This window comes from Kitasatospora sp. NPDC057198 (genome assembly GCF_042670125.1).
In the GTDB taxonomy this organism is placed as follows: Bacteria; Actinomycetota; Actinomycetes; order Streptomycetales; family Streptomycetaceae; genus Kitasatospora.
The window spans coordinates 28,407-46,233 of record NZ_JBHUWH010000011.1 but is presented as its reverse complement, the minus strand read 5'-3'; the positions used below and the strand labels follow the sequence as shown (position 1 = coordinate 46,233).

Annotated in this window: 18 protein-coding genes and 1 pseudogene; 9 read left to right on the top strand and 10 right to left on the bottom strand. The window is 75.1% G+C overall.

Going from position 1 to position 17,827, the window contains the following annotated elements:
- Positions 1–43 precede the first annotated feature (43 nt).
- Positions 44–607, bottom strand: a complete 564-nt coding sequence (locus tag ACFUEL_RS02850) for a hypothetical protein (protein ID WP_380234125.1) — start codon at positions 605–607, stop codon at positions 44–46.
- Positions 608–782: 175 nt separating this feature from the next.
- On the opposite strand from ACFUEL_RS02850, the gene trxA reads away from it, so the two are divergent.
- Entirely contained in the window at positions 783–1,172 is a 390-nt protein-coding gene (trxA, locus tag ACFUEL_RS02845; protein WP_380234124.1) for a thioredoxin, read from the top strand.
- Between the two features lie 105 nt (positions 1,173–1,277).
- On the opposite strand, the pseudogene ACFUEL_RS02840 reads toward trxA, so the two are convergent.
- A pseudogene (locus tag ACFUEL_RS02840) lies at positions 1,278–2,060 on the bottom strand (pirin family protein).
- A gap of 199 nt (positions 2,061–2,259) precedes the next feature.
- On the opposite strand from ACFUEL_RS02840, the gene ACFUEL_RS02835 reads away from it, so the two are divergent.
- Positions 2,260–3,366, top strand: a complete 1,107-nt coding sequence (locus ACFUEL_RS02835) for a WD40/YVTN/BNR-like repeat-containing protein (protein ID WP_380234123.1) — start codon at positions 2,260–2,262, stop codon at positions 3,364–3,366.
- Between the two features lie 12 nt (positions 3,367–3,378).
- Here the strand turns inward: ACFUEL_RS02835 and ACFUEL_RS02830 are convergent, their stop codons facing one another.
- Complete coding sequence (locus tag ACFUEL_RS02830) at positions 3,379–3,843, bottom strand: MarR family winged helix-turn-helix transcriptional regulator (protein WP_380234121.1); 465 nt, start codon at positions 3,841–3,843, stop codon at positions 3,379–3,381.
- 102 nt (positions 3,844–3,945) lie between these two features.
- Here ACFUEL_RS02830 and ACFUEL_RS02825 point away from each other — a divergent pair, with 102 nt between their 5' ends.
- The 3 genes from ACFUEL_RS02825 (at position 3,946) to ACFUEL_RS02815 (ending at position 5,785) form a co-directional block, all read left to right on the top strand.
- Positions 3,946–4,728: a dioxygenase gene (locus ACFUEL_RS02825; protein WP_380234120.1), complete on the top strand. Its 783-nt coding sequence runs from the start codon at positions 3,946–3,948 to the stop codon at positions 4,726–4,728.
- Positions 4,729–4,932: 204 nt separating this feature from the next.
- Positions 4,933–5,322 (top strand): hypothetical protein, encoded by a 390-nt coding sequence (locus tag ACFUEL_RS02820; RefSeq protein WP_380234119.1) that lies wholly within the window; start codon positions 4,933–4,935, stop codon positions 5,320–5,322.
- A 37-nt stretch (positions 5,323–5,359) separates the two neighbouring features.
- Positions 5,360–5,785: a hypothetical protein gene (locus ACFUEL_RS02815; protein WP_380234118.1), complete on the top strand. Its 426-nt coding sequence runs from the start codon at positions 5,360–5,362 to the stop codon at positions 5,783–5,785.
- Here the strand turns inward: ACFUEL_RS02815 and ACFUEL_RS02810 are convergent.
- The 3 genes from ACFUEL_RS02810 to ACFUEL_RS02800 all read right to left on the bottom strand — a co-directional run bounded on the left by ACFUEL_RS02810 (position 5,779) and on the right by ACFUEL_RS02800 (position 8,111).
- Complete coding sequence (locus tag ACFUEL_RS02810; protein WP_380234117.1) at positions 5,779–6,420, bottom strand: NAD(P)-dependent oxidoreductase; 642 nt, start codon at positions 6,418–6,420, stop codon at positions 5,779–5,781. The genes ACFUEL_RS02815 and ACFUEL_RS02810 overlap by 7 nt on opposite strands.
- Positions 6,421–6,676: 256 nt before the next feature.
- Positions 6,677–7,435, bottom strand: coding sequence for a hypothetical protein (locus ACFUEL_RS02805; RefSeq protein WP_380234116.1), 759 nt, complete (start codon positions 7,433–7,435; stop codon positions 6,677–6,679).
- A gap of 433 nt (positions 7,436–7,868) precedes the next feature.
- On the bottom strand, positions 7,869–8,111 hold the full coding sequence (locus ACFUEL_RS02800) for a hypothetical protein (RefSeq protein ID WP_380234115.1): 243 nt from the start codon (positions 8,109–8,111) through the stop codon (positions 7,869–7,871).
- A 175-nt stretch (positions 8,112–8,286) separates the two neighbouring features.
- Between ACFUEL_RS02800 and ACFUEL_RS02795 the strand changes: the two genes are divergently transcribed.
- A complete protein-coding gene (locus ACFUEL_RS02795; RefSeq protein ID WP_380234114.1) occupies positions 8,287–9,900 on the top strand; it encodes a multicopper oxidase family protein in 1,614 nt (537 codons plus the stop codon).
- Positions 9,901–9,933: 33 nt separating this feature from the next.
- On the opposite strand, the gene ACFUEL_RS02790 is transcribed toward ACFUEL_RS02795, so the two are convergent.
- Positions 9,934–10,431: a MarR family transcriptional regulator gene (locus tag ACFUEL_RS02790; protein ID WP_380234113.1), complete on the bottom strand. Its 498-nt coding sequence runs from the start codon at positions 10,429–10,431 to the stop codon at positions 9,934–9,936.
- 58 nt (positions 10,432–10,489) lie between these two features.
- Between ACFUEL_RS02790 and ACFUEL_RS02785 the strand changes: the two genes are divergently transcribed.
- Together ACFUEL_RS02785 and ACFUEL_RS02780 are read left to right on the top strand one after the other, a co-directional pair.
- Positions 10,490–11,665: an HGxxPAAW family protein gene (locus ACFUEL_RS02785; protein ID WP_380234112.1), complete on the top strand. Its 1,176-nt coding sequence runs from the start codon at positions 10,490–10,492 to the stop codon at positions 11,663–11,665.
- A 137-nt stretch (positions 11,666–11,802) separates the two neighbouring features.
- Positions 11,803–12,351, top strand: coding sequence for a phosphotransferase (locus ACFUEL_RS02780; protein ID WP_380234111.1), 549 nt, complete (start codon positions 11,803–11,805; stop codon positions 12,349–12,351).
- Between the two features lie 27 nt (positions 12,352–12,378).
- Here the strand turns inward: ACFUEL_RS02780 and ACFUEL_RS02775 are convergent, their stop codons facing one another.
- The gene (locus ACFUEL_RS02775) at positions 12,379–13,107 is read right to left on the bottom strand and encodes an SDR family oxidoreductase (protein ID WP_380234110.1); all 729 of its coding nucleotides are present in this window, start codon (positions 13,105–13,107) and stop codon (positions 12,379–12,381) included.
- A gap of 69 nt (positions 13,108–13,176) precedes the next feature.
- On the opposite strand from ACFUEL_RS02775, the gene ACFUEL_RS02770 reads away from it, so the two are divergent.
- Positions 13,177–13,722, top strand: coding sequence for a hypothetical protein (locus ACFUEL_RS02770; RefSeq protein WP_380234109.1), 546 nt, complete (start codon positions 13,177–13,179; stop codon positions 13,720–13,722).
- 149 nt (positions 13,723–13,871) lie between these two features.
- Here the strand turns inward: ACFUEL_RS02770 and ACFUEL_RS02765 are convergent, their stop codons facing one another.
- Both ACFUEL_RS02765 and ACFUEL_RS02760 read right to left on the bottom strand, forming a co-directional pair.
- Complete coding sequence (locus tag ACFUEL_RS02765) at positions 13,872–15,266, bottom strand: hypothetical protein (RefSeq protein ID WP_380234108.1); 1,395 nt, start codon at positions 15,264–15,266, stop codon at positions 13,872–13,874.
- Positions 15,267–15,424: 158 nt separating this feature from the next.
- Complete coding sequence (locus tag ACFUEL_RS02760; protein ID WP_380234107.1) at positions 15,425–17,737, bottom strand: hypothetical protein; 2,313 nt, start codon at positions 17,735–17,737, stop codon at positions 15,425–15,427.
- Positions 17,738–17,827 lie beyond the last annotated feature (90 nt).

Sequence of the window (17,827 nt, the reverse complement as noted above, 5' to 3'; positions counted from 1 at the left end):
TCCCACGCCTCCCGCTCCTCCGCCCGGCCGTCCACGGGCCGCCTCAGTAGCCGCCGCCGGAGGGCATGCTGGGCATGCCGCCGTTGACCGGCATCGCCTTCGCCCCGCTCGGGGTGGCCGCGAACCAGGTGCCGTCCACGCCCTGGCCCTTGGTGTCGCCGGGCTTGGTGTCGGGGCTGTAGCGGTACAACGGCCAGCCGTCGAGGGTGAGTTGGTGGCTGCCGTCGGGGCGGGTGACGGTGGAGACGAGTTTGCCGTCGATGCCCTTGAGGTCGGCGCTGCCGCTGCCGTTGGCGAGTTCGGGCGGCCACAGGGAGGCACAGGCGTCGGTGCAGTGGGTGGCGGAGGGGTGGTTGGTGTCCTGGTCGAAGCGGTACAGGGTGTGACCCTGGCCGTCGGTGACCAGGGTGCCGAGGGTGGCGTCGTGCGCGGTCGCCAGGGTGCCCTGGCTCTGTCCCGGGTTGCCGGTGCGGGCCGCCGAGGTGCTGCTGCTTCCGCTGCCGCCGCTGCTTCCGCAGCCGGCGACCAGGGCCGCGGCGGCGAGGGTACCGGCGGCGAGCAGGGTGAGGCGGCGGCCGCGGGGGGCCGTCCGGCCGGTGGTGGTCATCGGGGTGCTCCCGTCCGGGAGGTGGCGTTCCGGTCCTGGTTCGACCGGTTCGTCCGGGGGTACGTACGGCAGGTCCCGGGTGTTCACCGCCCACGGCCGCCGGAATAGTTCCGCAGGTGGCGGGGTTGTGCCGGGCGAAGGGCCCGAACGGCGGGGCCGGAGCTGCGAGAGGCAGGTGGCGATGATGAGCACGGTGGAATTGACCAAGGACAACTTCGACGAGGTGGTCCAGGGTGAGGACGGCAAGGGTTTCGTTCTGATCGACTTCTGGGCGGCCTGGTGCGGCCCCTGCCGCCAGTTCGCGCCGGTCTTCGAGCGGGCGTCCGACAAGCACGAGGACATCACCTTCGCGAAGGTCGACACCGAGGCCCAGCAGGAGCTCGCCGCGGCGTTCGACATCCGGTCGATTCCGACCCTGGCGATCATCCGCGAGGGCGTCCTGGTCTTCGCCCAGCCCGGCGCGCTCCCCGAAGCCGCCCTGGAAGACCTGATCGGCCAGGCCCGGAAGCTCGACATGGCCGAGGTCCACGCCGGCGTGGCGGCCCAGAAGGCCGCCCAGAACTGACTGCCCCGGCCCGGCCGGGCAGCGTCGAGGCCCCCGACCACTGCGGTGGTCGGGGGCCTTTTCGGGGTGTCGTCGGCGCGGGGGCCGGCGCGGGGGCCGGCGCGGTCAGTGGAGGGCGGCGGTCATCTCCCACTGGAGGAGTTCGGCGCCCTCGGGGCCGGCGGTGACGCGTTGGCCCTCGGCGGCGGTGATGCGCAGGGCGTCTCCCTGGTGGAGGAGGCCGGCGCCTTCGACGGCGGCCTCGCCGCGGGCGGCGTAGAGGTGGACGAAGGGGGCGGTGGCGAGTTCGAGGGTCTCGTCGGGGCGCAGGCGGGTGACGTGCAGGGCGGCGTGCTTCTGCCGGATGCCGATGGCGCGCTGGTTGGCGTGCTTGGCCATGCCGGACGCGAGGGTGGTCCAACCGCCCCGGGAGAGCTGGTCGTTGATGTCGAGCTGCTCGTAGCCGGGGGCGATGCCCGCGGTGTCGGGGATGGTCCACATCTGGATGAAGTGGACCGGGTCCCGGTGGGCGGGCTCGCCGGTGAGCGTCCAGGAGTCGTTCTTCTCGCTGTGCAGACTCGTGCCGTTTTAAGCGCTCCGCGCCGGGCCCCTCCCGGCGCTCATCCGCTGGGCGAGGCCGGGGTAGATGACGCCGTTGTGGCCCTCGGAGTCCTGGTGGACCAGGCCGCCGTCGAGCACCCAGGTGATGATCTCCATGTCCCGGTGGGGGTGGGTGTCGAAGCCGGTGCCGGGGGCGACGGTGTCGTCGTTGGAGACCAGCAGCAGGCCGAAGTGGGTGTTGGCCGGGTCCCAGTGGTGGGAGAAGGAGAAGGAGTGCTTGGAGTCCAGCCAGCCGGCCCGGGTGCGGAAGCGCTCGTCGGCGCGGCGCAGGTCGGTCGTGGATGCCATCGGGTCCTCCTCCGTCGGGTGCCGGGGGCGTTCGCGGTGTCCCGCTCCCGGTATTGTTGAATTGTAAACCACCCGTGGGGCCGCCGGCGTTCCCCGGCCCCCGGCCCCCGACTCCCGGCGTGCTGGCGTGCGACTGTCAGTGGTGCGGAGCACACTGCTGCGGGACCGTGTTACACCGAGTCTCCGGATGGGTTCGACGATGAGCGACGTACGGAACGGGCAGGGTTTCCTGCTGGCTGTCGGCACCAAGAAGGGCCTGTTCCTGGGCCGCAGCACGGACCGCGAGAAGTGGGAGTTCAGCGGCCCGCACTTCCCGATGAACGGGGTCTACGCGGTGGGCATCGACCGCCGCGGCGGCCGGACCCGGCTGCTGGTCGGGGCGGACAGCAGCCACTGGGGCCCGTCGGTGTGGTGGTCGGACGACCTGGGCGCGAGCTGGCAGGAGCCCGCGCAGCCCGCGGTGAAGTTCCCGGAGCGGACGGGCACCGCGCTGGAGCGGGTGTGGCAGCTGCAGCCGGCCGGCGACGAGGCCCCGGGCGTGGTGTACGCGGGCACCGAGCCCGCCGCGCTGTTCCGCTCCACCGACGGCGGCGAGAGCTTCACCCTGGTCGACGGGCTGTGGGACCACCCGCAGCGCGAGCACTGGGGCGCGGGCTACGGCGGCCAGGGCATGCACACCGTCCTCACCGACCCGCGCGACCCGGACGCGCTGCTGGTGGCGGTCTCCTCCGGCGGCGCCTACCGCACCGCCGACGGCGGCCTGAGCTGGCGGCCGTCCAACCTCGGCGTGCGGGCCGACTTCCTGCCCGACCGGTTCCCCGAGTTCGGCCAGTGCGTGCACAAGATCGCCCGGGACGCCGGCGACCCGGACCGGCTCTACCTGCAGAACCACGGCGGGGTCTACCGCAGCGACGACGCCGGGCGGACGTGGAAGTCGATCGCCGGCGACCTGCCCGCCGACTTCGGCTTCGGCGTCGCCGCGCACCCGCACACCCCCGGCACCGCCTACCTGTTCCCGCTGGAGGCCGACTACGCCCGGCTGCCCGTGGACCGCCGCTGCCGGGTCTTCCGCACCACCGACGCGGGCGAGACCTGGCAGCCGCTGACCACCGGCCTGCCCGCCGAGGAGCACTACGGCGTCGTCCTGCGCGACGCGCTGTGCACCGACGACGGCGACCCGGCGGGCGTCTACTTCGGCAACCGCAACGGCGAGGTGTACGGCTCCCCCGACGGCGGCGACCACTGGTCGCTGCTCACCTCCCACCTGCCGGACGTGCTGTGCGTCCGGGCGACGGCGCTCGGGTAGGCCGGGCCGGCCTCAGGAGTCGGCGGCGCGCAGGCGGTCGCTGACGGTGCCGAGGCTGTCGGCGAGGGCGGCGAGCTGGGCCGGGGTGAGCACGTCGATCAGCGCCTCGCGGACGGCGGCGACGTGGCCGGGGGCGGCGGCGCGCAGCGCCTCCCAGCCCCGGCCGGTGATCTCGGCGAAGACGCCGCGCACGTCGCTGGGGCAGGAGCGGCGGGCCACCAGGCCCGCCTTCTCCAGCTGGGTGACCTGGTAGGTGAGGCCGCTCTTGGAGGTGACCAGGCGGTCGGCCAGGTCGGTCATCCGCAGCGAGCCGCCGGGGGCGGCGGAGAGCTGGACCAGGATCTCGTACTGGGTGTGGGAGAGCCCCGCGTCCTCCTTGAGCTGGCGCTCCAGGCGGCGGGCGACCAGGTTGGTGGCCGCGACGAACCCGCGCCAGGCGGCCATCTCGGTCTCGTCGAGCCAGCGGGGTTCGTCCATGCCCCGGAGTCTACTCCGGTTGTTCAAATTCGAACTGAGGTGTACCTTCGGAGCCACGAGGTTCAAATTTGAACTACAGGCCGACCGCAGGAGGACGGATCCATGAGCACCCCCGCCACCGGGCGCATGCCCGCCCTCTACCTCTCGCACGGCGCGCCCCCGCTCGCCGACGACGCCCTCTGGCCCGGCCAGCTCGCCGCCTGGTCCGCCGACCTGCCCCGCCCCTCGGCGATCCTGATGGTCTCCGCGCACTGGGAGGAGGCCCCGCTGGCGATCGGCGCGGTCGACACCCGGCCGCTGGTGTACGACTTCTGGGGCTTCCCCGAGCACTACTACCGGGTCCAGTACGCCGCCCCCGGCGCGCCCGGACTCGCCGCCTCCGTCCGCAAGCTGCTGAGCGCCCCCGGCACCCCCGTCCAGGACGTGCCGGACCGCGGGCTGGACCACGGCGCGTACGTCCCGCTGGTCGAGATGTACCCGGACGCGGACATCCCCGTCCTCCAGGTCTCGCTGCCCACCCTGGACCCGCGCAGGCTGATGGAGGTCGGCCGCAGGCTCGCCCCGCTGCGCGACGAGGGCGTGCTGATCGTCGGCTCCGGCTTCTTCACCCACAACCTGCGCGCGCTCTCCCCCGACGGCCGGGTCACCTCCGTGATGGCCGAGTTCGACGACTGGGGCCGCCGCGCCCTGGAGGCCCGCGACCTCGACGCCCTGCTCGACTTCGAGCACAAGGCCCCCGCCGGACGCCTCGCCCACCCGCGCACCGAGCACTTCGCCCCGCTCTTCGTCACCCTCGGCGCCGCCGAGGCCGACCTCGGCGAGCAGCGCAGCGTCATCGACGGCTTCTGGATGGGCCTGGCCAAGCGCTCCGTCCAGTTCGGCTGAGCCGGCCTCAACTCCCCCGGCCGGAGCCGCCTTTGCCCGTCCTTTCCCCAGCGTTCGACAGAATGCCCGGTGACCGGGAGACCGGAGGAGGGGGCGGCGAGAGGTGTCGGAGACAACACGGGGGACGGCGCCGGGGACGGCGCCGGGGCGAGGACGGGGGCGGGGCCGGGACGGGCGCTGCGGGGCCGGTACTGCCTGGCCGCGATGGCCGCCGGGTGGGGGGCCGGCTGGCCGGCGGTCCAGAGCTCGGACAGCGTCCGGGAGTTGATGGAACGCTGCCTGGACGGCCCCGGCACACCCGCGTACGTGCTGCTGCTGGCCTGGGGCGGGCTGGTGCTGAACGCGGCGGCGATCTGCTGGGCGGCCCTGCTGACCGTCCGGACGCTGCGGGAGCGGGACCGCCCGGTCGGCCCCGGCGGCTTCCTGCTGTTCGCGGCCCTGCCCGCGGCCCTGCTGGCCGCCGTCCTCCAGTACGGCCTCCTGGAGGACGCCCGCGCGCACAGCGGGCCGCAGCGCAGCCCCTGCGAGGGCGCGCCACTGGCCCCCGGCCGGACCGTCGGCAACCTTCCGGGGCCGGACGGCGTCCGGAGCTGACAGGAGGACAGCCGGAGCGGGACGGGGTGGGACGGGCTTGGACGAGGACCGGGTGCGCTGGTGGTTCCGGACGCGCTACAGCCTGCTGGCGACCGGAGCCGGCTGGGCCTGCACCGTCGCGGCGGCGTGGGCCATGGCCGCGTTCCAGGCCGAACTCGGCCGGCACTGCTTCGGCACCCTCCGACTCCCCGGGTACGCGTTCGCGCTCGCCCTCGGCGGCCTGCTGGTGGGCACCGCCGCCTTCTGCTGGGCGGCCTGGCAGATCGTCCACGCCCTGTTCCACCGACCGGAACGGGAACGGGCCGGACACACCGTGCTGGCCGCCGTGGTGCCGCTGGTCCTCTTCGGCCTGCTGGGGCAGGGGGCCGCGCTGTACGGGGCCGAACGGTACCGCAGCCCGCACTCGACCTGGTGCCCCATGGGCGCACCGCTGCGGGACCCCGCCCCGAGCGGGGTTCAGTAGCCGCAGGTGAAGCGTTCGCCGTGGTGGACGGGGTGTTCGAGCTCGTCCACCAGAGCGGCGGCGAGATCCGGCAACGAGAGGCTGGACAGGCCGTCCGGGGTCGTCACCAGCTCGTCGGCGGCAGTGCGGTAGGTGCCGGTGCGCTCGCCCGGCAGCAGGTTCTGCGGCGGGCTGAGCACCGTCCAGTCCAGGTCGCGGACGGTCCGCAGGTAGTCCAGGGCCCGACCGTGCGCCCGCATCAGCTCGAACTGGCGGGGCGTCACCGCCGGGTCGTCCCACAGCGGCGCGCCCGACGCGGTGAGCAGGCTGCCGGCGCTGCCGACCACCAGCAGGCGCGGCGCCCCGTCCGCGAGCCCCCGCAACCCCGCGACCAGCGCGTGCGCGGCAGGCTCCACCAGCCGGCCCCGCCCCGGACCGTCCCCGCCGCCGACCGCGCTCACCATCACCTGCCGCCCCGCCGCGACCCGCGCCACGTCCGCCGGATCCAGCACGTCCCCGCGCTCCACGCTGATCGCCAGCCCCTGGTACTCCTCGGGCCGCCGCACCACCGCCGTCACCCGGTGCCCCCGGGCCAACGCCTCGGTCACCACACACCGGCCGATCGCGCCGTTCGCCCCGATGACCGCGATCTGCATGCCCGACCAGCCTCGCTCTCCACGCCCGCGACCCTGACGTTTCATCAGACCATGTGAACGCCCCGGCGCCCGGCAACCCGCTGCGCGGGGCGGAGGGGCGAAGGCGCGGAGGGGCGGGAGAGCGGGAAGCCGGGAAGCCGCCGCGCGCGGCGGAGGGGACGGCAGGACCGGGGCAGCCGCCGCGTGGGGCGGGAGGGTGTGTCGCCCTCGGGTCGGCTGCCCTGGCCGGGCGCGGCGGGGTTTCAGCGGCCGGGCGTCACTTCGTCCAGGACGCCTGGAACTTGAGCAGGTCGGTCAGGTCGGTGTAGCCGACCTGGGCCGGGGCGTTGTTGGTGCCGGAGAGCCCGATGATGCTGCAGCCCTTGACCTCCATGCCCTTCTTGACGCCCTGGAACTTCGGGCCGGGGCACTTGGGCACCGTGATCGAGGCGGGCGGGTCCATGAAGATCCCGTTGTGGCCCGCGGTGTCGACCACCACGAACTTCGAGCTCGGCGCGGTGAAGGAGAGGCTGGCGTCGCCGAGGTTCTTGATGGTGTAGCTGACGTAGACCAGGGTGTGGCCCTCGGCGTTGGCGGTGGACGCCTTGGCGTCCTGGAGGTCCTTGATCGAGCCGATCTCGACCCCGGTGACGGTGATCTGGAGCTTGGTGGTGACGTTGGCCTGCTTGTCGGCGAAGTCGACCGTGGCGGACTGGCCGATCTTCACCGACTGGGCGGCCGGCTTCAGCTTGCCGCCGCCCGCGGCGTCGCCGCCCCCGGTACCGCCCCCGGCACCGCTCCCGGCCGCACCCGCCGACGAGGTCGCCCCGCCGCTCGTCCCCCCGGCCGCCTTGCCCGTCGGGGTGGCTCCGCCACCACCCGTGCCGCCGCCCGTACCGCCGCCCGTGGCCGGGGCGGTGGCCGCCGCCGTGCCGCCGGCCGCACCCGCCTCGTCGCCGGAGCCGCTGCCGTCCGGCTCGCAGGCCGTCAGCGAGAGGGCGGCGGCCGCGGCCACGGCGGCGACGGTCATTCTCATGGTCTTCGTACGCATGGTGCGCCAGTTCTTGGGCGCGCTCCCGCGGAACCGTTGCCGGCCTGCCCATGCGGTGGCGCCCGATCCAAAGTGGTTCGGAGACATGGGTACAGCGGGCAAGAAGCCGTCCCCCCCGATCTGGCTTGTCGCCAGGGACCTTACCAGCCATCCGAATTGACGAACGGCGCTCTCCGGTATTCCCGTCGGGACCGGTGGGCACAGGCATGGGACGTGCACGGCATACGGGGTGATAATCGGACGGAAAATCAGTTCCCCCGACACCGGATATCCGGTGCGGAAAACGGAATTTCCGGACTTCCGGTGCGCACGGCAATGAGTGACGAACGCCACCCTGCCAGGGCGCGCAGGAGCGCGGGGGCGCGGGGGCCGCTCCGGTGGAGCAACCGGGGTGGCGGGCGGCCCGGCCGAGGCGGGGTCAGCGGATCTCGTCCGGCAGCGGCTTCGTCCAGCCGCCCAGCCAGGTCTGCGCGGGGCTCGGCTCCGCGCCGCAGGCGGGTCCGGGCTGCTCGGCGGCGGGCGCGGGAGCGGCTCCGGTGCGGCGGTCGGCTCCGGAGCCAGGAGCGGGGGTGGAATCGGGGCCGGGAGCGGGGGCGCAGCCGGTGAGGGCGAGGGCCGCGATCGCTGCTGCGGCAAGGATTCCGACGGGGCGTGCGGACACGGAAGCACCCTGGTTCGTCCACACCGGAGCGGCCCGGTCGAACGCCCGCCCGCCCGTTCCGGCACTTCGCCGGGCCGGCTGCGGCCGCCCCGTCGGGAACGGCGGCCGTGCGGTGCGGCGGGCCGGGCGAGGGCGGAGCTTTGCCCTAGATTGCCCGGTTATGGGAGACAGTGGCGTGATCGGTCGACGGGTGCTGCTCAAGGGGGCCGCCGCGGCCGGTCTGGCGGTGGCGGCGGGCAGCGGGACAGCGGCAGCAGTTGCGGCGGCAGCGACAGCGGCGGGGCCGGGCGGCTTCCCGCAGCCGGTGACGGTCCGGCGGCGGGCCGCACCGGGGCGGGTGCCATCGGTGCTGGAGCAGGTGCTGGACGTCCGGTACGCGGAGGTCGGGGTGCCCGGGTACGGGCGGGTCACCGTGCGGGCCTACAACGGGGGGTTCCCGGGGCCGACGCTGCGGGTGCGGGCCGGGGACACCCTGCTGCTGACGCACGTCAACGGGCTGCCGCCGAACCCGGCCGGCGGCATGCGCGGGGCCCGGATGCCGCACCGGCCCAACAGCTTCAACCTGCACGCGCACGGGATGCACGTCTCGCCGTCCGGCCTGGCCGACAACGTGCTGCGGGAGTTCGCGCCGCGCGCCGCGCCCGGCGACCCGGAGCCTCGCTACCGCACGGTGCTGCACGTCCCGGCCGACCACCCGGCCGGGACGTACTGGTACCACCCGCACCTGCACGGCTCCACCGCCGAGCAGCTGGCCGGGGGCATGGCGGGGGTGCTGGTGGTGGAGGGGGACGTGGACGAGGTGCCGCAGGTGCGGGCCGCCGCGGACGTGGTGGTGTGCGTCAACGAGCTGAAGCTGCGCGGCGGCCGGGTGCCGCCGTTCACCTCGGGGTCCTGGACGGCGGGGGTGCCGTCGGTGTTCACCGTCAACGGCGCGGTCAACCCGGTGCTGGCGCTGCGGCCCGGCGAGGTGCAGCGCTGGCGGCTGGTCGGGGCCACCGCCTTCACCGCGCTCGACCTGCAACTGTCAGGGGTGGGAGGCGAGTTGACCATGCACCGGATCGCCCAGGACGGAATCACGCTGCCCGCCCCGGTGCCCGCGCGGACGGTGCCGCTGGCGATGGGCAACCGGGTGGACGTGCTGGTCCGCGGCGGGGCGCCCGGACGGTACGAGCTGCGGGCGGCGCGGGTGCCGGTGCCGCTGCTGACCGTCGAGGTGGCGGGCGAGCCGGTCGACCCGCCGATGGGCCTGCCGGACGCGCTGCCGCCCGGCCGCCCGTTCCTCGACGAGCGGGAGGTCACCGGCCCCCACCGGGAGGTGCTCTTCCACGTCGACCCGGGCGTCTTCCCGCAGCCCTTCCCGGACGCCTTCCGGGTGCTGGGCAGCGGCGCGACCCCGCCCGCCGCCCCGGCCGGCGACCCGCACCGCGACCCGGCGTACGGCCTGTACGACCCCGACCACGTCAACCACGTGCTCCCACTGGGCCGCACCGAACGCTGGACGGTGCGCAACGGAGAGACCGCCCCCGGCTTCAACCACCCCTTCCACCTGCACACCAATCCGTTCCTGGTCACCCACCGGGACGGCGTCCGACTGGACCCGCCGGTCTGGCACGACACCGTCGGCCTGGCCGGCGGCACGCCCGGTGAGTCGGTGACCTTCCTGGTCCGCTACGAGGACTTCACCGGCCGCGCCATCGCGCACTGCCACCAGCTGCACCACGAGGACCTCGGCATGATGCAGACCGTGGAGTACGTGGAGCACGCGGCACCCGGCGCGCCCACCGGCTGACGGCCGCGTCCGCGCCCGCCGCCGCTCCCGCCGCTACTCCCGCTCCGGCCGCGCGCCCCGTCCGATCTCGGCCAGGGACTGCTCCATCGCCGCCCTGGCCCGGGTGAACCAGTCGGCGATCACGGCGGTCTCGTCGGGCGTGTAGTCGGCGAGCAGGGCGCCGATGCGCGCGTAGAACGGGCCGTACACCTGGAGGATGCGGGCCTGCGCGTCCTCGGCCATCAGGACGCGGACCCGCCGCCGGTCGTCGGGGTCGGCCTCGCGGACGGCGTAGCCGGCCTTCTCCAGGCGGTTGAGCACCCCGGTCACCGCGCCCGTCGTCAGCCGGGCGCGCTCGGCGAGGTCGCCGGCCGCCAGCGGCTCGCCGGCCATCGCCGCCTCGATGACGAAGCCGAGGCAGGTCAGGTCCGTGACGTTGAGCCCGAGCCGGGCGGCGATGTCCTGCTGGCCGAACTGGGCCAGCGCGATCATCCGGTCCATCGCGTACTGCGCCTGTTCGGGCGTCGCCGGGGGGCGCGGCTTGCCGTTCACGCCGGATCTCCTTAGCATCTAAGTAACTTAGTTCGCGAGATAAGCTGATTCTTCAGTCGTGCGGCACCACCCGCCCACCCATCACATCAAACGGAGAGACATGAGCGCACACGGCGACCACGACATGGGGCACACCGTCGCGGGCTGGACCGGGTCCCTCCTCGGCATCCTCGGCTTCACCGCGGCGGGCGCGGCGTTCGTCCTCGGCTCGGCCGCCGGGCTCTGCGGCGGCGGACTGCTCATGGCCCTCGGCGCGGTGGCGAGTTGGCTCCTGCACCTGGCCGGCTGGGGCAAACCCGCCGGACCGCGCCCGCCGCACCACCGGCACTGGCGCACCCGCGACCCCGGCGCCCGCCACGGCCACCCCGACTGCCTCGGCTGCCGCCTCGCCGGCCGCCGCGGCCCGGCCCACCTCCCGGCCCGGCGCCCCGACAGCACCCCCGGCCGGAGAACCGGTGGCCGCCAAGGCGGGGTGACCCGAGGACGCCGGGATGCCGCCGCACCCGAGGCGCAGGGGCGGCCGACCCGATCGGCGCCGCTCCTGCCACCCGGTACGGGCATCGACCTCCGCGTGCCCGCACTCCCCCGACGAACCACGAGGCGGCAGGAGTTCACCCCCGAGCAGTCACATCGGGTGCGGTTCCTCCGAAGGGAAGCGCACGCCCTCGGCCTGCTGGTGGCTGGTCGCGGAACCTGTCAGAGTGCCGACGTGACCGTACTTCTGGGGGACAGGAACGGGCTCGCCGCCGAGCTGGGCGAGTGGGAGCACTCGTTGCGCCGGGTGGACCTGTGGGCCGCGGGACAGTGGCTGACCTGTGATGACAACATGGCGTTCGTCGGACAGTTCCGCTCCGATGTGATGGACACCGTGGCGTGGCTGCGCTCCGATGCAGGCTCGCCGCTGCCGTTCGACGGGCTGTCCCCGGAAGCCACCCACCGGCGTCTCACGGACCGGGCCGGCGCTGACGACGAGACCGCGGAGGAGTACGAGTTCCGCAGCCGGTTCCGGGTCTTGAACTGGGGACCCACCACCGACAACGTGATCGCCCACCTCTTCCGCGACTCGGACCGCTTGGTGATCACTCTTCAGTTCTGGCGCGAGGAACATCTGGTCAGGAATCCAGAGCAGGCGGGCAAGGTCTTCGTTGCGGAGGTCCCGTTCGAGGAGTTCGTCGGGATCCTCGAGGGACTTGCGGCCGTGCTCGACGACGGCCCGGCCCCGGGACGGGCTTGAACGTCCGCGCCACGGCGTTCGGAGCAGCCCGGGAGCGCGCCGTCCCGCACCACCGGTACGGAGTCCGCGGAAGCGGACGGGGGCCGGCCGGCCCGGTGGAAATCCGCTGGTACCGGGTCGGCGGGGAGACTGCCGGGATGTTGCTGCACCAGGACGAGGTTCCGGCCGATGGGGCGCTCGTGCGCGGGCTGTTGGCGGCGCAGTGCCCGCAGTGGGCCGGGTTGCCGGTAGTGGCGGCGGGGGCGGGCGGCGTGCGGGACTGGGCCGGGTTCGGGGCCGATCTGGCGGATTTCGTACGGGAGTTGCACGGGGCCGGGCTGCAAGGGGCGCGGCGGGCGGGCGAGTTGAGCTGGTACCGCGGGGGTGGGCTGCGGGAGGTCGGGGAGGCGGTCGGCGCCCGCTTCGACGAGTGCCGGGCCTTGCTGGGACGGGAGTTGGACGTCGACGCGCTGGAGGGATTGTGGCGGTCCGGGCTCGCGCTGCCCGAGCCGTCGGGGCCGCACGGGTGGCTGCACGGGGACCTCGGGCCGAGCAACCTGCTGGTGCGGGAAGGGCGGTTGAGCGCCGTGATTGACGTCGGCTGCCGGTCGGTCGGCCACCCGGACCCCGAACACGCCGCCGTCTGGGACCTACCGCCCGAGGTCCAGCGGGCCTGGCCGGGCGGGGCGGTGACGGCTTTCCCGTAAGTCGTCGGCGGCGCCCGGCCGGGCGGGTCAGAGCTGCTCGAACCGGAAGGTGCGGATGAAGCAGTCCCGGGGCTGGGAGATCGCGAACAGCACGCAGTCGGTGACCGACCGGGCGGTGAGCGGGTCGGCGGCGGTGCGCGGGGTGGTGTCCCAGGACGGGTCGAGCGGGTCGGCGTCGGTGAAGTCCGGCGGGTAGAGCGAGATCACCCGGATCCCCTCGGGGCGAAGCCGGGCGGAGAGGACGTCGGCGAAGCCGGCCTGGGCGGCCTTGGCGGCGTAGAAGGCCGGGTGGGAGTCGGAGCGGTGGTTGCGGGGTTCGGCGACCGCGGAGACCAGGTTGACCACGTCGGCGGCGGCCGAGGCGCGCAGCAGGGGCAGCAGGTGGCGGGTGATCAGGACGGTACCGGTGGCGCCGGAGGCGATGGTGTCGGCGATGGCCTCGTCGTCGGCGTCCAGCAGGTCGGTGCCGGGCAGGTAGCGGGCGCCGTTGTTGACCAGGACGTCGACCCGGTCGGTGCGGGCGGCCACCGCGGCGGCGAACTCGCGGACGGAGGCGGGGTCGGCGAGGTCGCAGGGCAGGCCCTCGGCGGGGGCGCCGCTGTCGGCGGTGACTTCGGCGGCGACGGTGCGGGCCGTCTCGGCGGAGCGGGCGGAGAGCAGCACCCGGGCGCCGAGGCGTCCGGCCCGCAGGGCGAGGGCGCGGCCGGTGCCGCGGCCCGCACCGGTGACGACCAGGACGCGGTCGGTCAGTTCCATCGGGGGTCCTCCGTCGGTGCCGGGTGCGCTGCCTGCGAAGATACCGGCACGAACGGGAAGGGAACCGGGGTGCGCAGTCACAGCTGGGGTGCGGAGGCCGACGTGCCGTGCGCGTGCGGGGCGGTGCTGCGCTGGGGTGTGGGGCAGTTCGTCCAGGACGGGGAGTTGGGCTGGGACGGCGAGTCCTGGTGCCCGGCGTGCGACGGCGGCGGCTGCCTGGGCTTCGGCTTCGACGAGGCGCCGGCGTGGGTGCGCGGGCCGGTGCTGGAGCGGTACGGGCCGGTGCGGGTACGGCTGGTGGACCCGGCGGCGGGGCGGGGTGCGGCGCTGCGGGTACTGCGCCGGGCCCTGCCGGGGACAACACTGGCGCACGCGGTCGCCCTGGCCGAGCTGCTGGCCGGCGCGGGCCTGCCGGGGACGCCCGCGGAGGCCGGCTGGCTGTGCGGGCTGCTGGCGGAACAGGGGCTGGCGGCCGAGACCGTCCCGGCGCTGGAGCCGGAGGCCCTCGGGACCGGGACCGGGACCGGGACGGGAACGCGGAAGGCGGTCGGGACGGCGCCGGGCCCGGAGGCGGACGCGGCGGCGGCCGCCTGGCCGTGGCCACCGCACGCGTGAACACCCGCCCCGGCCCCGGGGCTCAGCCCTCGCGGCAGGCACCTTGCCACCCGGCCCCGACCCGCCCGGACCCGCCCGGACCCGCCACGACCGGACCCGAAGCCGGACCTCGCCGACGGCGACCCGCCCGCCCGGCCCGGCCCCCGGGTTCAGTCCTTGTGGTCGGCGGCCTGCCGCCGGGTCGCGGCGCGGCTGAACTCGCCGGCGCCGACCCGGGCGGCCAGGGTGTCGTCCGGGCCGGAGAGCAGCGAGCCGTAGCCGGTGGCGGCCCACAGGCTGCGTTCGGCCGGGACCTCGAAGTACGGGACGGTGCGGCCGTGGTCGCGGACGGCGAGCACCTGCGGGGAGCGGCGGGCCTTGAGGGCCTGGCCGCAGTCCGTGCAGACGGCGACGTCGACGCGGTCGCGGCGGCCGAGCGGGCGCCAGGTGGTGCGGCGGGCGGCGGTGCCGTGCCGGGGGTCGAAGAAGCAGAGCGGGAGCCGGGGTTCGGCGGCGAGCGCGGCGCGTCCCTCGGCGGCGAGGGCGAGCACGCCGGCCAGGTCGGGGAGGCCGTCGGCGCGGTCGAGGACCCGGCCGGCCGCGTCGTAGGCGTCCAGGGCGCGGCCGAGGCCGGGGGTGGTGGAGCCGTCGGCGCCGTCCAGGGCGGTGCCGAGGGCGAGCACCTCGTCGGCGGCCTGGCGGCGCAGTCCGGCCTCGTCGGCGGCCCGGTCGGCGGCGAACACCGCGTCGGGGAAGGTGAAGGCGGTGTGCCGGGGCCTGCGGCGGTTGCGGACCAGCAGGGCGGAGCCGATGACCAGGGCGAGCACCAGGACGGCGACGATCGCGAACGGGCCGGTGGCGGAGGAGGAGGACGGGGAGGACGGGTCGGCGTGGTCCTCGGTGCCGGCGCGGGCCGCGTGCTCCCGGTCGACGCGGTCGGCCTCGGCCTTGTACACCTCGGTGCCCTTGCCGGTGCTGATCAGTTCGATCGCCCGGCCGATCTTGGCGGCCAGGCCGGCGTCCTTGAGCTCCTTGATCAGGGCGACGGCGTTGGCCGCGTCGCGGGCCTGGTGGGCGTTGTCGGCGGGCCACTCGTAGCCGTTGAGCCAGCTCCCGTAGTCGTCGCTGGTGATCATGATCAGCGGGGACTGGCCGAGGCGTTCCTGCACCACGGCGGCCATCGCCTTGGCCCGGCCGTCGAAGGCGTCGCCCTTCTGCAGCGGCACCAGCACCACCTTGATGGGCAGTCCGGTCGCGGCGATCTGCTCGGCGATCTGCTGCTGCTGGGCGGGGGTGACGGCGGCGGCGAAGGCCGGGTCGACGTACACCGGGGCGGTCTTGAGCGCCTCGGCGATGCTCGCGCCGGTCGCCGTGGTGGCGGGGGTGGCGTCGGCGGCGCGGGCCGGGGCGGCGAACCCGAGGCCGGAACCGGTGCCGCCGCCGGTGCCGAGCAGGACGGCGCAGGCCAGCAGCAGTACGGCCAGCAGGCGGGGCAGCGGGCGGGCGGCGGCCGGGCCGGTCAGCGGGCGGCGGCCGGATGCGGTGGTGGGGCGGTCACTGGACACTGGCGGACTCCCGGGCCCTGAGGATGAGTGCGTCGAGGCCATCGAGTGCGGCCGGAAGGACATGCCCGGCGAGGGGGCGGACGGCAAGGGGGCGGACGGCGCGAACAGCACGGACGGCACGGACAGCACGGACGGTGCGGAGGGTGCCGGCAGGAAGGTCACTGGACACTGGCGGACTCCCGGGCTCCCCGGACCAGCGCGTCCACGCCGTCGAGCGCGGCCGGGAGCACCTCCCCGGCCTCGGTCCAGGCGACGGGGGCGCCGCCGTCGACGAGGGGCAGGCGCAGCAGCCGCCTGTCGGTCTCCGTGCGGCGGGCGGCCGGGTCGGCGGCGTACCGGTTGGCGCCGCCGAACTGCAGGAGGTCCCTGCACTCGACGCACAGGTGGGCCGAGCCCGGGGCGAGGTCCACGGTGGCGAACCAGGACGGGACCTTGCCGCCGTCGGCGACGCCGTGCAGCGGGCTGAGGCGGCACAGCTTCGGCCCCTGCCGCCCGTCCAGGGTGTCGGCCCCGGCGCGGGCCAGGGCGACGGCGGCGGCCAGGTCGGCCGGGGTGGCGTCGCTGCCGCCGTTGCCGCCGAGCAGGAGTTCGGCGGCGTCCAGGCAGTCCCAGGCGCGGATCCGGCGGGGGTCGTCCTGGGCCGCGGCGGCCAGTCGGACGGCGAGGGCGCGGGTGTCCTCGGTGGCCCAGCCGCGCAGCTGGCGGGCCGAGGGCCGGGTGGCGGTGCGCCGGGGGCCGGTGCCGGTGCGCCGGGCGGGGGCGGTGGTGGCGGCCCGCAGCTGCCGGGAGCGGAACACGGCGCGGGCGGTGGCGACGGCGGCCCAGGCGAGCAGCAGCAGGACGGCGAGCAGCATGGCGCCGAGGACGACGCCGCCGCCGAAGTCGTTGCTGAACAGCGGCGGGAGCTTGTTGCTGTCCAGTTCGGGCAGCTTCTCGTCGTCGGCGCTCCGGCCCTCGTCACCGGTGGGCCGGGCGGCGGCGACCTCGTCCAGGACGGTGTTCAGCCGCTCGGGGATCTTGAGGTCGTCGGAGGTGCCCTCGCGGTCGGGGTAGCGCAGGTCGGCCTTCCGGAACCGGCTCGCCAGGTCGGTCTCGGCGGCGCCGTACTCCTCCACCTGCAGGTAGCCGCTCACCGGGTCGATCTGCACGTAGACGCCGTCCAGGCCGGTGCGCTGGCGGACCTGCCCGAGCAGGACGGAGCTGTTGCCGGCGCTCTCGTCGTCGCCGGCGGAGGCGGTGAACAGCAGGAACACCGGTGTCTTGGTGGCGAGTTCGGCCATCCGCTGGCGGACGGCGGCGAGCTGCCCGGCGGTCAGCGGGGTCGGGGCGGAGGCGTCCTGGTAGATGCCGCCGTCGGCGGTGAGCGCGGCGGCGGCCTCGGTGGTGCGGGCCTCCAGGTCGGCGCGGGTGACGGTGATGTCGGGGTCGTCGAGGGTCTGCGGGAAGACCTTGGGCGCGGCGAGCACCACGCCGAGCACGGAGGCCACCGTGGCCAGCAGGGTGACCGCCAGGACGCCGCGGCGCAGCGGCGCGGGGGCGAGCGCGGCGGGCTGCGGGCGTCCGACGCCCTTCCCGCCCGCGCCGTTGCCGCCCTTCTTGACCTGGGCCTTGGTGGTCTTGGTGGTGGTCTTGGTGGTGCCCTTGGTCAGGGCGACGGACGGCTTCTTGCCCAGGTCGACGGCCGGGCGGCCGCCCCCGGTGGTGCGGGCGGCCGTGGCGGGGCGCAGCGGGCGGCGGCGGGAGAACCACAGGCCGAGGGAGAGCAGCAGGCCGGGGATGACCACCACGGCCAGGCCCAGCAGCAGGTTCTGGTTGTGCCGGTCGGTGGAGGAGAGGTACGCCCGGGGCAGGTCGTCGTCGTGGTCCCGGTACACCGCCTCGGACTCGGCGTTGACCTGGCCCTCGTCCTGGACGACCTTGTCGACGAAGGCGGTGAACTTGGCGAGCGCCCCGGCGTCGTAGGGGACCTTGTGGTTGGCGATCCGGGCGGCCTGCTCCGCGGGGAGGTCGACGCCGAACGCGGAGACGGTGACGCCGCCGTACTTCTCGACCAGCACGTACAGGCCGTCGGCGCCGAGCCGGTCGTGCACCTGGGCGAGCAGCGTCCGGTCGGAGTCGGGCAGCACCAGCACGTAGGTGGGCACGCCGGTGCGCTTGGCGGCCTCGGCGAACGCGGGGGCCAGCGAGCGGGGCACCTCGCGCGGCAGGTCGGCGGAGACGTAGACCGGGCTCTTGCGCAGCTCGGCGGCCAGCCGCTCGGACTGGGACGCCTCGGCGGGCAGCTGCCCGGACGCGGCGGCGGACGCGGAAGCCGTGGCGGACGCGGAAGCCGTGGGAGACGCGGAGACCGTGGCGGACGCGGACGCGGCGGGCGACGGGTCTGCCGCGGCGGACGGGGCGGTGGGGCCCAGCAGCACCAGCGCGGCCAGCGCGGCGGTGAGCGCGGCGGCCCCCGGGGCCGTCCGCGTCATCGACCGTTTCCGGTCCGGTATCCGCCGTTGTGTCCGCATGGGTGCCTCCCGGGTGGTTCGGCCGGTCACTTTACCCGCGCTTGGTGGGGA

Bases quoted from the DNA above. Each gene is read 5' to 3' on its own strand.
- ACFUEL_RS02810 (WP_380234117.1), bottom strand. From the start codon at position 6,420: ATGCAGATCGCGGTCATCGGGGCGAACGGCGCGATCGGCCGGTGTGTG.
- ACFUEL_RS02830 (WP_380234121.1), bottom strand. From the start codon at position 3,843: ATGGACGAACCCCGCTGGCTCGACGAGACCGAGATGGCCGCCTGGCGC.
- ACFUEL_RS02805 (WP_380234116.1), bottom strand. From the start codon at position 7,435: ATGAGAATGACCGTCGCCGCCGTGGCCGCGGCCGCCGCCCTCTCGCTG.
- ACFUEL_RS02780 (WP_380234111.1), top strand. From the start codon at position 11,803: ATGTTGCTGCACCAGGACGAGGTTCCGGCCGATGGGGCGCTCGTGCGC.
- ACFUEL_RS02835 (WP_380234123.1), top strand. From the start codon at position 2,260: ATGAGCGACGTACGGAACGGGCAGGGTTTCCTGCTGGCTGTCGGCACC.
- ACFUEL_RS02820 (WP_380234119.1), top strand. From the start codon at position 4,933: ATGGCCGCCGGGTGGGGGGCCGGCTGGCCGGCGGTCCAGAGCTCGGAC.
- ACFUEL_RS02775 (WP_380234110.1), bottom strand. From the start codon at position 13,107: ATGGAACTGACCGACCGCGTCCTGGTCGTCACCGGTGCGGGCCGCGGC.
- ACFUEL_RS02760 (WP_380234107.1), bottom strand. From the start codon at position 17,737: ATGACGCGGACGGCCCCGGGGGCCGCCGCGCTCACCGCCGCGCTGGCC.
- ACFUEL_RS02825 (WP_380234120.1), top strand. From the start codon at position 3,946: ATGAGCACCCCCGCCACCGGGCGCATGCCCGCCCTCTACCTCTCGCAC.
- ACFUEL_RS02850 (WP_380234125.1), bottom strand. From the start codon at position 607: ATGACCACCACCGGCCGGACGGCCCCCCGCGGCCGCCGCCTCACCCTG.